The organism is Kribbella sandramycini (genome assembly GCF_013131805.1).
Taxonomy (GTDB): Bacteria; Actinomycetota; Actinomycetes; order Propionibacteriales; family Kribbellaceae; genus Kribbella; species Kribbella sandramycini.
Map to the genome: position 1 here is coordinate 959,618 of NZ_JABJRC010000002.1, position 13,987 is coordinate 973,604.

Consider the following 13,987-nt stretch of genomic DNA (forward strand, 5'->3'; position numbering starts at 1 on the left):
CGGTACATAATTCCTGACGTGTACCCCTACCTCGACCACGACGGGCCGATCGCCATGGCGCATCGCGGCGGCGCCCGGCATCCGGAGCTGATCGGGTACGAGAACACGCTGTTCGCCTTCGAGCACGCCGTCGGCCTCGGCTACCGCTACCTGGAGACCGACCTGCACGCCACCAGCGACGGCGTCGTGATCGCCTTCCACGACGACCGCCTCGATCGCGTCACCGACCGCACCGGGCTGATCTCGGCGCTGCCCTGGTCCGAGGTCCGCCAGGCGAGGATCAACGGCCGCGAGCCGATCCCCCGCCTCGACGAGCTCCTCGACCACTTCCCCGCCGTCCGCTTCAACCTCGACATCAAACACGAGAACGGCCTCGTCCCCGCCGCCGACGTCCTCCGCGCCGCGAACGCACTCGACCGGGTCTGCGTCTCCTCCTTCTCCCAGTCCCGCGTCCGCCGCATCCGCAAACTCCTCGGCCCCCGCCTCTGCACCGGCTACGGCGACCGCGAGACCGCCCTGCTCCGCTTCCTCCCCTTCGCCCTCCCCTCCCAAGGCGCCTGCCTGCAAATCCCCGAGCACTACAAATCGTTCACCGTCCTCACCCCCGGCCTCATCACCCGCGCCCACTCCCGCGGCAAACAGGTCCACGTCTGGACCGTCGACGACCCACCCACCATGCACCGCATGCTCGACGCCGGCGTCGACGGCCTCATCACCGACCGAACCGACCTCCTCCGCCAAGTCCTCACCGACCGCGGCCAGTGGCGGTAAATCAGCGGCGCTCCCGTTTGCTGGGCTGACCCAGCGGCGGGTGGGTGGGCCAACCGCGTGCGGTGGGTCGTCCCGCGGTTTGCTGGGCTGACCCAGCGACAGGTGGGTCGGCCAACCGCATGCGGTGGGTCGTCCCGCGGTTTGCTGGGCTGACCCAGCGACAGGTGGGTGGGCCAACCGCGTGCAGTGGGTCGTCCCGCGGTTTGCTGGGCCGGCCCAGCGACAGGTGGGTCGGCCAACCGCATGCAGTGGGTCGTCCCGCGGTTTGCTGGGCTGACCAAGCGACAGGTGGGTCGGCCAACCGCATGCGGTGGGTCGTCCCGCGGTTTGCTGGGCTGACCCAGCGACAGGTGGGTGGGCCAGCCGCGTGCGGTGGGTCGACCCACGGTTTGCTGGGCCGGCCCGACGAACGCCGGTTCCTGGCGGCCGACGCGCGCCTGGCCTCCTCCTGACAAGGCACCTGTTGGTCCTCTGGAGCTGCCAGACTCTGGGCATGGGACTTCTTTCCGCCCCCGCGGCCGTCGACAAGCGGGAGTACTGGGGGTTCAGTCTTTATGACTGGGCCAACTCCGGGTATGTGACGACTGTTGGCACTGTGCTGTTCGCGCCGTATTTGACGTCGGTCGCGGAGACGGCTGCTTGTGGGTACGTCGGGTCTACGGATCGGCCGTGTGACACGAACCTGGAGGTGCTTGGGCTCGGGATCTCGCCTGGGTCGCTTGCGTTCTACGTGGTGACGGTGGCGACGTTGTTCTCGGCGTTGTTCCTGCCGGTGGTCGGTGCGATCGCGGATCGGCTGGAGCGGAAGAAGCTGCTGATGTGCGGCTTCGCGTGGACGGGTGCGCTGGCGGCGTCGTGCATGGTGTTCGTCGGCGGCGGGCGCTGGGAGTTGGGGGCGCTGCTGTTGTTCGTGGGCAATCTGTGCCTCGGGTCGTCGATGGTGGTGTACGACTCGATCCTGATCGACATCGCGCCGCCGGACGATCGGGACGACGTCTCGTCGCGGGCCTGGGCCTTCGGGTACCTCGGCGGGTTCATCCTGCTCGCGATCAACCTGGGCGTGGTGACGGCGCACGAGGCGCTCGGCATCAGCCAGGGCACCGCCGTCCGGCTCAGTCTGCTCAGCGCGGGGTTGTGGTGGGGCGCGTTCACGTTCTTCCCGTTCGTCAAACTGCGGAACCGGCCGCCGGCGAACGTCGTCCCGGTGCGGAGCGGCAGCCTGATCAAGCAGAGCTTCGGCCAGCTCGCGGCGACGCTGAAGCATATGCGCGCCTATCCGGTGACGCTGCTGTTCCTGGTCGCGTACCTGTTCTTCAACGACGGGATCCAGACGGTCATCTCGGTGTCGTCGACGTACGGCGAGAAGCAGCTCGGGTTCGAGACCCAGGTGCTGATCATGACGATCCTGCTCGTCCAGTTCATCGCGTTCTTCGGCGCGCTCGCCTTCGGCCGGTTCGCGCGCCGTTTCGGCACCAAGAACACGATCATGGGCGGCCTGGTGGTCTGGATGCTGATCGTGGTGGCCGGCTTCCTGCTGCCCGAGCGGCAGATCGTGCCGTTCCTGCTGATGGGCGCCGCGATCGGCATCGTGCTCGGCGGCACGCAGGCGCTGTCCCGGTCGGCCTTCAGCCAGCTGATCCCGAAGGGCCGCGAGGCCGAGTACTTCAGCCTCTACCAGGCCGGTGAGCGCGGGACGTCGTGGCTCGGCACGCTTGTCTTCGGCCTGGTCCACCAGATCACCGGCTCCTACCGGCCGGCGATCGTGGCGCTCGGGCTGTTCTTCCTGGTGGGGCTGGTGCTGCTCAGCCGCGTCGACATGCGCAGGGGCATCGACGAGGCCGGCAACACCCAGCCCACCCTGATCTGACTAGGTCGCGTTCGGTCCGACGTCCGCGGCGTTGAGCGGACGCCGGACCGGCGTGGCCGTCGAGTACTCGTCCGCGCCGACGTCGTACGGCGCTGTCCGGGCCTGGCCGTCGACGTCGTCGGTGACCCGGCTGGAGTGGTTCGCCGAGACCGCGTTGATGGCGGCGCTGCCGGAGCCGAGCCGGTAGACGCCGTCCGAACCGGCGGCGAGCTTCGGGTCGGCCCGGGTGAAGCCGGACGACGGGATCGTGCCGTTCGACGCCGAGCCCCAGAGGATGTTGCCGGAGAAGGTGACACCCGACTGGTACGGCAGGTTGGTCAGCTGACCGCTGCTCCCGACGAGCAGGTTGTCGCGGATCTGGCAGGCCTGCGGCTGAACCGACCGCTGGCTCTCCCCGGCGATGCCCTCAGAGTTGTTCCGCAGCGTGTTGAGCACGATGACGACCCGGTCCGGCGCGTCGTTGCCGCGGCGGTCGTCCTCGGGCTCGCCCGGAGTGTGGTCGCGCTCGGTGCCGCTGCCGAGCACGACGCCCGCGCTCCCGACCCCGTCGACGTAGTTGTTGACGATCAGGTGGTCGTTACCGTAGATGCGAATTCCGTTGTCGCCGCCGAGGATGTAGTTGCTCTCGACCCGGTTGTCGTTACCGTGCCGGAGCACGATGCCGCCGAGGCTGTTGCGGATCGTGTTGTAGCGGATCGTGTTCCCCGACGCCTTCACCGAGATCGCCTCGGGATCGCCGTCCACCCGCTCGAACAGGTTGTACTCGACCGTCGCGTCGGCGTCCGCGAGCGCGCGGCTGCTGACGCCGAGCCGGATCGGCTCACCGCCGTTCGAGCCGCTGAAGGTGTGGTCGCGGAAATGGTTGCGCAGGATGTAGGTGCGCTTGGCGATCACGTCGTCGCCGCCCGGACCGTCGATCACCAGGTAACACCCGACGGAGGACTTGTCCCGGAAGACGTTCCGGTCGATCTTGACGTCGTCACCGCGGACGACGACCGAGTGGCTGGCCGCGGAGCCGAGCGCGAACTCGTTGCGGGTGAGCCGGATCCGGGTCGCGCTGGTGGCCAGGTCGAAGGTCGACGTCTGTTTGAAGACGAAACCGCTGATCGTGATGTTCGACGAGTTCGAGATCACGAAACTCTTCGAGCCGGTCAGCGTCACCCCGCCCTTGGTCTCGGCCTGGATGGTGATCGGCGAACTCGTGGTGCCGTTGCGGCCGTTGATCGTGATCCCGCTGGAGCCGACGGCGTACGAGCCGTTGGCCAGCGTGATCGTGGTGCCGGCGGTGGCCGAGTTGATGGCCGACTGGAGCTGCGACAGCGACGTCACCGGGGCGGCGAAGGCAGGTCTGACCTGCAGCGCCGCGGCGGTGCCGACACCGACGCCGACGGCGCCGGTCAGGAAGGTACGACGTTTCATCATGAGGCTCCTCAACTGCGTGGGCGGTACAGCTTCCGGTACTCGCTCGGCGTGACCGAGCTGACCTGGCGGAAAACCTTCGAGAAGTACGACTGGTCCATTCCGACGGCGGCGGCGATCTCCTCCATCGGTCGTGCGGTGGTGATGAGCTCGCGCTGGGCCCACTCGATCCGGGCCCGCTTGATGTACTGCTTCGGCGACAGCCCGTACTCGGTCCGGAACCGCCGGACGAAACCGGCCAGATCCTGGCCGTGGCGGGCCGCCAGATCCTCGACGGCGAGCGGGTTGCCGAGGTTGTCCTGGATGTACTGCACGACGCCGGACTCCGCCGACTGCTGGCCCGCGAGCCGGACCGATCCGGGCGGCGCGCTGTCCAGGTAGTGCGCGAACAGCGCGGTCAGCGCGGAGCGGACGCGCAGCGGCGTCGCCAGCCCGGGCGGATCGCGATCGGCCGCGCCGACCTGCTCGAACAGGGTGGCCGCCTCGTCGGGCGCCTTGCTCGGCACGATGTAGGGCAGCGTCAGCACCTCGCCGATGTCCCGGTCGCCGACCAGCGCGGAGAAGTGCAGCCAATGCTTGCGGAACACGTTGGCGCTGATCGTCTCGTACGACACCGGCACCTCGGCCGGGAGATAGCACAGCTCCCCCGGCTTCGGGTACAGCTCGACGTCGCCGACGACCAGGCGGCCCTCACCCTCGAGGATCAGGTACAGCCGGGAGAACGGGTCCGGCTCCAAGGGCCGGGACCACTCCGGGTGCACCTTGGTGATGCGGGCCGCGACCACCAGGTCCAGCCGCAGCCGGTCCAGCTGGGCGCGGATCACCTCGTCCTCGCTCCGCGTCCGGACCGCCGTCGGCTCCGTCGTACTCATGCCGAGTGCGGGCCGACGTCGGCCGCGGTCAAGGGCCCGCGACAGGGGCGGCGCCGCGAGAACTCGTCCGCGCCGACGTCGGGCCGGCGGGTCCGCCGGTCACCGTCGAGGTCCTCCTCGACATCGCGGTACGACCGGCTCGCCGCGTTGATGGCCGGGCTGCCCGCCGTCAGCCGGCGGACGCCGTCAGGCCCGGCCGCCAGCTTCGGATCGAGGCGGCGGAACCCGGCGGCGGGGGCGTTGCCGTCGCTTGCCGCGCCCCAGTGCAGGTTGCCCGACCAGGTGATGCCGTCCTGGAACGGCACGTTCAGAAGTTGCCCGGATTCAGCCACCAGGAGATTGTCCGCGATCGTGCAACCGAGCGGCGGCAGGGTCCGGTGGCTCTCGCCGCTGATCGCGGTCTGGCAGTCCAGGACCGTGTTCAGCACGATCTCGACGCCGTCCGGCGCGTCGTTCCCGGTGCGCGAGGTCGGCGGCTCCCCCGGGAAGTGGTCGCGGACGTTCCCGCTGCCGAGAACGACGCCGGTGCCGGCGATCCGCTCGACGTAGTTGTTCACGATCAGGTGGTCGTTGCCGTAGATCCGGATGCCGTTCTTGCCGGCCAGCAGGTAGTTGCCCTCGACCCGGTTGTCGTTACCGTGCCGCAGCACGATCCCGCCGAAGCTGTCCCGGATCGTGTTGTGCCGGATGACATTGCCCGAGGACTTCACCGAGATCGCCTCGGGGTCGCCGTTGGCCCGCTCGAACAGGTTCGACTCGATCACCGCGCCCGCCGTCGAGAGCGCCCGCGGACTAACGCCCAGCCGAATCGGCTCACCGCCATTGTCACCAGGAAAGCTGTGGTCGCTGAAATGATTGCGGTAGACATGGACACCCTGCGCCATCTGGTCGGTGCCGGCGCCCTCGATCCCGAGGTAGATGCCGAGCGTGGTCTTCCCGTGGAAGGCGTTGTGGTCGATCGTCGAGTGGTCGGCCCGGACCATCAGCCAGTGCAGCCCGGGCAGATCGGCCAGCTGGAAGTCGTTGCGGGTGAGCCGGATCCGGCGGCAGTCCGGTGGCAGCTCCAGCGTCGTGCTCTGCCGGAACGCGAAACCCTGCAGCGTGATGTCGGCGGACGCCGAGAACACGAAGCTCTGCGCGCCGGTCAGCACGACGCCGCCGATCGACTCGGCCCGGAGCGTGATCGGCCGGCCCGGGCGGCCGCGTTTGTTGGTGATCGCGATCGGGTCGGTGACCGGGTAGTGGCCGTCGGCAACGGTGATCGTCGTCCCCGGCCCCGCGGTCGCCAGGGCCCGGCCCAGCTCGTCGAGGGTCCGGACGAAGCGCCGGTCGGACGCCGCGGCGACCGCCGGCGTGGCCGTCGTCACGGCGACTCCGGCGGCGACTGCGCCGGTGGTGGTGAGAAAGGTACGGCGGTTCATGGAGTCACCCCTTCAGGGCGCCCGAGGTCAGGCCCCGGGCGAAGGAACGCTGGAACAGCAGGAAGACCGTCACCGACGGCAGGAGCGCGAGCAGCGAGGCCGCCATCACGACGCCGGGCGTGACGACCGGGTCGATCCGCAGCGTCCGGAGCGCCAGCGGGAGCGTGTACGCCGAGGAGTTCGTGGCCACCAGCAACGGCAGCAGGTACTGGTCCCAGATCATCGTGAACCCGAAGACCCCGATCACGCCGAGGGCCGGCCGGCACAGCGGCAGGATGATCTGCCCGAAGATCCGGAACTCGCCGGCGCCGTCGATCCGGGCCGCCTCCTCCAGCTCGCGCGGCACCTCTTTCATGAACTCGGTCATCACCAGGATCGAGAACGCCCAGGCGCCGAGCGGCACGATCATCCCGGCCAGCGTGCCCATCAGGTTGAGGTGCAGCAGCGGGACGTCGGCCAGCACGAGCGTCAGCGGCAGCGCGAGGATCTCCTCGGGCAGCATCATCGTGGCCAGGATCGCGACCATCACCAGCGTCATCAGCGGGAACTTCTTCCGCGCCAGCGCGTATCCGGCGAGCACCGAGACCGCGACCTGGAGCAGCAGCCCGAAGCCGACCACGAAGAACGAGTTCAGCAGGTACTTGAGGACGCCGTGGTCGAACGCGATCCGGAAGTTGTCCAGCGTCGGGCTCTTCGGCACCACGCTCAGCTGGGTCGGGTCCGAGACGTGGTTGAACGAGCTGACCAGCAGCGCGAGCAGCGGGCCGGCGAAGACGAAGAACAGCCCCACGTAGATGACGAGTTTCGCGGCCTTGGCGGCCGGGCTCTTGTTCTCGGTGAGACCGAGCGCGGTCTCGGTGGCGGCACTCATGCGACTCTCCTTCGCCGGAGCAGCTGGACGCAGACCGTCAGGACGAGCGTCGCGACGAACAGCAGGACGGCGCCCGCCGAGGCGACCCCGAGCCGGTTCTGCTCGAAGCCGAGTTTGTAGATCAGCGTCATCACGACCTCGGTCGAGCCGTTCGGGCCGCCGTTCGTGAGCAGGAAGACCTCGGTGAAGGCGCGGAACCCGCGCACCGCGGCCAGTACGAACAGGATCGCGAACACGGCCCGCAGCCCGGGCAGTGTGACGTGCCGGATCCGCTGCCGGACGGACGCGCCGTCCACGATCGCCGCCTCGTACAGCCCGCGGTCGATCCCGGCGAGGCCGGCCAGGAAGATCATCATGTCGTACGGCGCACCGCGCCAGATCCCGGTCACCACGATGGAGGCCAGCGACGTGTCCGGGTCGTTGATGAACCCGGACGGGCCGAGCCCGACCAGCCCGAGCAGCTGGTTGAGCAGGCCGTCACCGGTCGGGTGGTACATGATCCGCCAGAGTTCGGCGACCACCGCGATCGGGACGACGACCGGCAGGAACGCGGCCGAGCGGATGAACGTCAGTTTGCGGGTCTGGCCCTCCACCAGCAGGGCCAGCGCGAAGCCGAGGATCATCGAGCCGAAGGTCTGTCCGACGGCGAGCAGGATCGTGTTCCAGGTCGCGGCGCGGAAGCCGTCCGACGACAGGATCTCGGTGTAGTTCGCCGCTCCGACGTACAGGTTGCCCAGGTAGGGCCGGACGTCCTGGACCGACATCGAGATGGCCTGCGCCATCGGGATGAACTTGAAGTAGACGAACAGGATCAGGGCCGGGGCGAGGAACAGCCACGGGATCCACCACGAGCCCGACGTCCTGCGGTTGCGGCGGTGCTGGCGACGCGACGGAGTCCGTCGCGTCGCCGCCGCTGCCGGTTGCTTGTCCCGCCCCGCCGGTCGAGACACTGCTTCCCGGACACTCACGATGCCGAGATGCCCTGCTGCTTCAGGGCGTCGGCGAGTTTGCCGTCGAGCTTGGTCAGCTCGGCGGCGACGTCGAGACCGCAATCGGCGATCAGCGCGTTGATCGTGTCGGCGCTGGCCTGCCGCACCGGCGTCCAGTTCGGAATGCTGGGCGCGTAGCGGCTGTGATCGCGGTAGACCTCGGCGTAGACCTTCCAGCGCGGGTCTGAGCGGACCGCGCTGACGTCGACGTTCTTGTTCACCGGCAGCTGCACGTTGAAGGCCTTCTCGCCTTCCATGCCGAGCTTCTGCGCATCCGGCGAGATGATCCACGAGGCCCAGGCGTTCTGCCCGGCCTCGTTCTTCGAGCCGGCCATCAGGTAGGCGCTGCCGCCCTCGGCCAGCACGGTCGAGTCCTTGACGCCCTTGGGCACCGGGACGACCTCGTACTTGTCCTTGCCCAGGCTCGCGTCGAACCGCGGCATCAGGTACGGGCCGACGACGTACATCCCGGCCCGGCCGGACTCGAACGTCTCGTTGGTCGGCGGCGTGTCCATCGTCGCCGCACCGGGCTGGACGACCTTCTCGGTACAGGCCAGGTCCCGGAACCACTTGGTCGCCGCGACCGACTCCGGCGTCGACATCGCCGGCTTGTACTTGCCGTCGGGCTGCTTGGCGACGAAGTCGCCGCCGGCGGCCCAGAGGAAGTTGGAGAAGTACCAGGACGCGTACCCGCGCTTGGTCGAGCCGGGCACGGCCAGGCCGAAGGTGTCGTTCTTGCCGTTGCCGTCGGGGTCCTGGGTGGTGAACGCCTTGGCCAGCGCGACGAACTGGGTCAGATCGGCCGGCGCGGGCAGACCGACCTTGGCCCGCCAGTCCTTGCGGATCATCAGCGCCGAGGCCTGCGCGGAGTACGGGACGCCGTACGTCTTGCCGTCGCTGAACTTCGCCGCGGCCAGTGCGGACTCCAGCAGCTGGTCACTGCCGGTGATCTTGGCCAGGTCGACCTCGCGGACGATGCCCTGCGTGACCATCGTGCCCAGCTGCGACGAGTCGTTCATGACGATATCCGGCAGGTCCTTCTGCGCGGCCCGCTGGGACAGCTTGGTCTCGAAGTCGTCGAAGATCGCGGTGACCTCGATCTTGGTCCCGGTCGCCTTCTCGAAGGCCGCCGCGAGCTTCTTCATCCCCTTCTCGCCGTCCCCGCCCGGCGTGGTCCGGGTCCACAGCTCGAGCGGCGCGCCGGCGTCCTGCTCGACCTTCGCCGGCCCGCTCGCGCCGCACGCGGCGACCGCGAGGGTCACCCCGATCCCCACCGCGACCCACTTGATTTTGGTTGCCATCCCGCCCGCTCCTGTCCACCGAAGAACTGCATTTGTACTTTTTGCAGCTCATTTCGTCGGAAGATAGCGCTTTCCAAGCCGGATGGTCAATGAGTCATCGGATCTCTGGCGTGGCGTCAGCGGGTCGGAGTGGAACCGGGACTCCGGAAATTCCCCGGAACGACGCCGCCTTGCCGCACTGTCGTCGCCGTCAGCTGCCCGTCGGCATCCTGGCCGTTGACCACCACCTGCTCCCCCGCTTTCAGGTCGCTCGCCGTGCCCTTGGCGGTGATGTCGTACGTTGTCTCACCGGTGAGTTTCACCGTCACCTCACCGGTCTGCGTCTTGACCACCAACTGACTGTCAGTGGCCGAGACGACCGTGCCGACCGTCGCCGCTCCAGGGCCCTGCCCTTGGCCCTGGCCGCGGAAACCGCCGTACCCGCCAGGCCCGCGACCGGCTTGGTTTTGCGTACTCTCCGTAGCGAGGGCGGCATGCAGACCCGCACCTCCGGCGAGCCCGAGGGCCAGGACAACGATGCCCGCGAGGACCGCCGTGGCGACCGGGAGGGCGACTGTCTGCTTGGGTTTCAGCGCGGCCTCGAACTCTTCGTTGCTGCTCATGGCGAACGTGCCTCTCACTCGTGCCGTAGGGCGTCGATGGGACGGAGACCGGCGGCTCGGTGCGCCGGCATACTGCCGAAGAACAGCCCGACCGCCGCGGACACGCCGAGCGCGAGTCCGATCGACGACGGGACCAGGACAGGTTCGACCCCGGCCAGCTGGAAGCGGGTGACGATCAGCGCCGCGCCGACGCCGGCCGCGCCGCCGATCAGGCTGAGCAGCGTCGCCTCGATCAGGAACTGACCGAGGATCGTCCGGCGCCGGGCGCCCAGCGCCTTGCGGATGCCGATCTCCCGGGTCCGCTCGGTGACGGTGACGAGCATGATGTTGGTGACGCCGATCCCGCCCACGACCAGGCTGATCGCCGCGACCGTCGCCAGCAGGGCCGTGAACGTCGCGGCGGTGTCCTGACTGGTCTGCAGGATCTGCGCCGAGTTGGTGATCCGGAACGGCGAGGTCTGGTCCGCCGGTACTTGATGCCGTGCGGTCAGCAGCTGGGTCACCTCGGCCTGCGCGAGGTCGACCCGATCCTTACCGGCCGCCTGGACGACGATCTGACTGAGCGCGCCGTACCCGGCCTGCGTCGCCCGCAACGTGCTGATCGGCACGATCGCGGTCGCGTTCGGGTCGTTGAAGCCGGTGCTGTCCTTACTGGCCAGGACGCCGCGGACCTCGAAGTCGACCGCGCCGAGTTTCACGGTCTGCCCGACGGCCGCCTGAGCGCGACCGAACAGCTCACTCGCGGTGGTCTGGCCGAGCACGATCACCCGGGCGGCGGCGTCCACGTCCTGCTGGGTGAACGCCTGGCCGGAGCCGACCGGCGTGTTGGTCGCCGGGAGGTACGCCGGCGTCGTACCGATCACCTGGTTGATCGTGTAGCTCGTATCGCCGTTGGTCGCCGTACCGGAGGTGGTCATCACCGGGGCGACCGAGGCGACGTCCGGCGCGAGGTTCTTGTCGCTCAGAGCGGCGACGTCGGCCAGGGTGAGGGCGTACTGCTGGGCGGACGGGCCGGCCTGGCCGCGGGCGAACCCGCCGCCTCCGCCGCTGGTCGACACCGTCAGCAGGTTGGTGCCCATCGCCTCCAGGCGGCTCTGGACGGCCTTGCCGGAGCCGTTGCCGACCGCAACCAGCACGATGACGGCGCCGACGCCGATCGAGACGCCGAGGACGGTGAGCAGCGAGCGGAGCTTGTTCGCGGACAGGCCGCGCAGCGCGGCGCCGAGCAGGTCGCGAGGTGTCATCGGGTCACCTCGTCCGCGACGATCCGGCCGTCCGCGACCCGAACCAGCCGGCGGGCCCGGGCGGCCACCTCGGTCTCGTGGGTGATCACGACGATCGTCCGGCCTTCGGCGTTCAGCTCGTCGAACATGCCGAGCACCTCGTCGGTCGACTGCGCGTCGAGGTTGCCGGTCGGCTCGTCGGCGAGCAGGATCCGCGGTTCGGTCGCCAGGGCGCGGGCGATCGCGACGCGCTGCTGCTGACCGCCGGAGAGCTGGTTCGGCCGGTGGTCGGTCCGGTCGGCGAGGCCGACCAGTTCGAGCGCGTGGGTCGCCCGGCGCCGCCGTTCGGCGCGGCGCAGGTGGGCGTAGGTGAGGGGTAGCTCGACGTTCGCGAGCGCGGTGGTGCGCGGGATCAGGTTGAACGACTGGAAGACGAACCCGATCTTGCGGCCGCGAACGAGTGCCTGCTGATCCTCGGACAGCTGGGCGACGTTGTTGCCGTCGAGCCAGTACTCACCGCGGGTCGGGACGTCGAGGCAGCCGAGGATGTTCATCAGCGTCGACTTGCCGGAGCCGGAGGATCCCATCACCGCGACGTAGTCGCCGGCGTCCACACGAAGTGACACTCCTCGCAGGGCGTGCACCGCGGTCTCCCCCGCGCCGTACGTCTTGGTGACGTCCCGGATGTCGATCAGAGCGTCAGCGCTCACCGGTTGCCTCCACCCGGATTGCGCTGGACGACCGGGCCCTGACCACCGCCGCCGGGGAACTGCCCGCCGCCGCCCGGCAGCTGTCCGGTGCGGCCGGTCTGTCCGGTGCCGCCGATCGCGCCCTGGAGGAGCTCGACCTGCTCGCCTTCGTCCAGGCCGGAGGTGATCTGGGTGTAGCTGCCGCCGCGGACGCCGATCTCGACGTCCCGGGTGCCGGCGCCGTTGGCGAGGGTGACGGTGTGCGTCGTACCGGTCGTGGCGATCGCCGTACTCGGGACGAAGAGGACGTTGGCGGCTTTGGCGGTCTGGACGGTCACGTTCGCGGTCTGGCCGATCCGGGCGTTGGCCGGGAGCCTGGCCAGCGCGAAGGTCGCGGCGTACGAGACAACGCCGTTCGTGGTGGTCGGGGTCGGGGAGACGGTTGCGAGCGTCGCCGTGAGGTTGGCTCCGGGGTCGGCGTTCAGGGTGACGGTGGCGGGCTGGCCGGCCTTGATCTTGAGCGCGTCCGCCTCGGGGAAGGCGGCCGAGACCTGGAGAGCCTTGAGGTCGGCCATGTCGACGAAGCCGGCGCCCGCGGTCGTCGTACTGGTGCTCGCCGAGGCTGAACCTTGACTTGAGGTCGAGCCCGAACCGCTCGCTGAGCCTGAGCTGCCCGACCCGCCCGCGACCGAGCCGACGGTGCCGTTGATCGCGGTGATCGTGCCGGCGATCGGGGCTCTGAGGGTGGTCGCGGCGACGGCGTCCTTGGCGGCTTCGACGTCCTGGTCGGCCTGTTCCTTGTCGGCCTTCGCGCGGGCCAGGGCCGCTTCGGCGGTACTCACCGCGACCTCAGGGTTCTGAGTCTGACCTTGAGCCTGAGCTTGATCGTTGGCCGGGGTGGGTGACGCGGACGCCTCGTCGGCGGCTTCCTTGACCTCCTCGGCGTCGTCCAGGGACTCCTCCGCGGCGGTCACGGAGTTGGCCGCGGCGATCCGGTTCTGCTCCGCGATCCGCTCCTGCCGCTCGGCGGCCGCCGGGTCGACCTTGGCGATCGCGGCGCCCTTGGCGACGACCTGGCCGACCTTGACGACGATCTGCGTCACCGTGCCGGAGGTCTCGAACTGTGGGGAGGCGGTCTGGGAGCTCTGCAGCGTCCCGCTCGAGCTCACGCTCGCGACGACGTCCCCGCGCTGGACGGCGACGGTCGGGCGGGCCGCGCTCGCGGCGGGCTGGTCGCTGCGGAAGAACAGGAAGTAGGCGGTGACGGCGATGGCGACGACGACCGCGACCAGGCCGACGTTGAGCAGACTGAGGCCACGGAGTTTGTGGCGGGGTAGCACCATGGGAGGTGACGCTAGGCACGCTTGCTGAGGAAGTGATCTCGGCTTCCTGGCAACGCGCTGTGAACTCCGGATGGCTCCGGTGCGTCTCAGGAGTGGCCGGTTGCGACACACCGTGATCTGTGAAGGCTCGATGACAGGGCGTCATGACGGTGTTGTCAGGTGCGTACATATGGCTCGGGCATGCCAAAATGGGAATGATCCGGGCCGGCCGACCGTTGGCACGGATGACGATCTCGGAGGTTTGACATGTCTAATCGCGTACTGCGTGGTTCGGGGCTGGGTGGGGTCAGCTTCGAGGATGACCGTGGTGTCGAGTTCGCCCCGCGCCAGATGATCACGTACGACTGCCCGCGGGGCCACGTGGTCGAGGTCACCATGGCGCACGACGCCGAGGTGCCCGCGATCTGGGAGTGCCCGCACTGCGGCAGCGAGGCGGCTCGTTCGACGGGTGAGAAGCCGGAGCCGAAGCAGGAGAAGCCGGCCCGTACGCACTGGGACATGCTGCGGGAGCGCCGGAGCATCTCCGAGCTGGAGGAGCTGCTGGCCGAGCGGGTCGAGCTGCTTCGCAAGGGTGAGATCGGCCCGGCGCACCTGCACCGGACCAAGCGCACCGCCTGAG

General features: G+C 69.2%; 13 protein-coding genes. 3 read left to right on the plus strand and 10 right to left on the minus strand.

The genetic code is table 11. The features are described 5' to 3' along the window. Positions 1-18: 18 nt before the first annotated feature. Complete coding sequence (locus tag HPO96_RS11840; protein ID WP_337796595.1) at positions 19-771, plus strand: glycerophosphodiester phosphodiesterase family protein; 753 nt, start codon at positions 19-21, stop codon at positions 769-771. Positions 772-1,264: 493 nt separating this feature from the next. Continuing rightward, positions 1,265-2,638, plus strand: a complete 1,374-nt coding sequence (locus HPO96_RS11845) for an MFS transporter (protein WP_171673406.1) — start codon at positions 1,265-1,267, stop codon at positions 2,636-2,638. Here HPO96_RS11845 and HPO96_RS11850 read toward each other — a convergent pair whose 3' ends face one another. The 10 genes from HPO96_RS11850 to HPO96_RS11895 form a co-directional block, all read right to left on the minus strand. Beyond that, complete coding sequence (locus HPO96_RS11850) at positions 2,639-4,057, minus strand: polysaccharide lyase 6 family protein (protein WP_171673407.1); 1,419 nt, start codon at positions 4,055-4,057, stop codon at positions 2,639-2,641. An 11-nt stretch (positions 4,058-4,068) separates the two neighbouring features. Then, a complete protein-coding gene (locus HPO96_RS11855; protein WP_171673408.1) occupies positions 4,069-4,929 on the minus strand; it encodes an AraC family transcriptional regulator in 861 nt (286 codons plus the stop codon). After that, complete coding sequence (locus tag HPO96_RS11860) at positions 4,926-6,350, minus strand: polysaccharide lyase 6 family protein (RefSeq protein WP_171673409.1); 1,425 nt, start codon at positions 6,348-6,350, stop codon at positions 4,926-4,928. Before HPO96_RS11860 ends, HPO96_RS11855 begins: the two co-directional genes overlap by 4 nt. Before the next feature lie 4 nt (positions 6,351-6,354). Further along, on the minus strand, positions 6,355-7,221 hold the full coding sequence (locus HPO96_RS11865) for a carbohydrate ABC transporter permease (RefSeq protein WP_171673410.1): 867 nt from the start codon (positions 7,219-7,221) through the stop codon (positions 6,355-6,357). After that, positions 7,218-8,171, minus strand: coding sequence for an ABC transporter permease subunit (locus HPO96_RS11870; protein WP_171673411.1), 954 nt, complete (start codon positions 8,169-8,171; stop codon positions 7,218-7,220). Before HPO96_RS11870 ends, HPO96_RS11865 begins: the two co-directional genes overlap by 4 nt. A 14-nt stretch (positions 8,172-8,185) precedes the next feature. Then, positions 8,186-9,511, minus strand: a complete 1,326-nt coding sequence (locus HPO96_RS11875) for a sugar ABC transporter substrate-binding protein (RefSeq protein ID WP_171673412.1) — start codon at positions 9,509-9,511, stop codon at positions 8,186-8,188. Between the two features lie 116 nt (positions 9,512-9,627). Next, positions 9,628-10,113, minus strand: a complete 486-nt coding sequence (locus tag HPO96_RS11880) for a DUF5666 domain-containing protein (RefSeq protein WP_171673413.1) — start codon at positions 10,111-10,113, stop codon at positions 9,628-9,630. Positions 10,114-10,127: 14 nt separating this feature from the next. Further along, on the minus strand, positions 10,128-11,357 hold the full coding sequence (locus HPO96_RS11885; RefSeq protein ID WP_171673414.1) for an ABC transporter permease: 1,230 nt from the start codon (positions 11,355-11,357) through the stop codon (positions 10,128-10,130). After that, complete coding sequence (locus tag HPO96_RS11890) at positions 11,354-12,046, minus strand: ABC transporter ATP-binding protein (RefSeq protein WP_337796596.1); 693 nt, start codon at positions 12,044-12,046, stop codon at positions 11,354-11,356. Before HPO96_RS11890 ends, HPO96_RS11885 begins: the two co-directional genes overlap by 4 nt. Next, on the minus strand, positions 12,043-13,368 hold the full coding sequence (locus tag HPO96_RS11895; RefSeq protein WP_171673415.1) for an efflux RND transporter periplasmic adaptor subunit: 1,326 nt from the start codon (positions 13,366-13,368) through the stop codon (positions 12,043-12,045). Before HPO96_RS11895 ends, HPO96_RS11890 begins: the two co-directional genes overlap by 4 nt. A gap of 246 nt (positions 13,369-13,614) precedes the next feature. On the opposite strand from HPO96_RS11895, the gene HPO96_RS11900 reads away from it, so the two are divergent. Beyond that, positions 13,615-13,986, plus strand: coding sequence for an RNA polymerase-binding protein RbpA (locus HPO96_RS11900; RefSeq protein ID WP_131296220.1), 372 nt, complete (start codon positions 13,615-13,617; stop codon positions 13,984-13,986). Position 13,987: the final 1 nt, after the last annotated feature.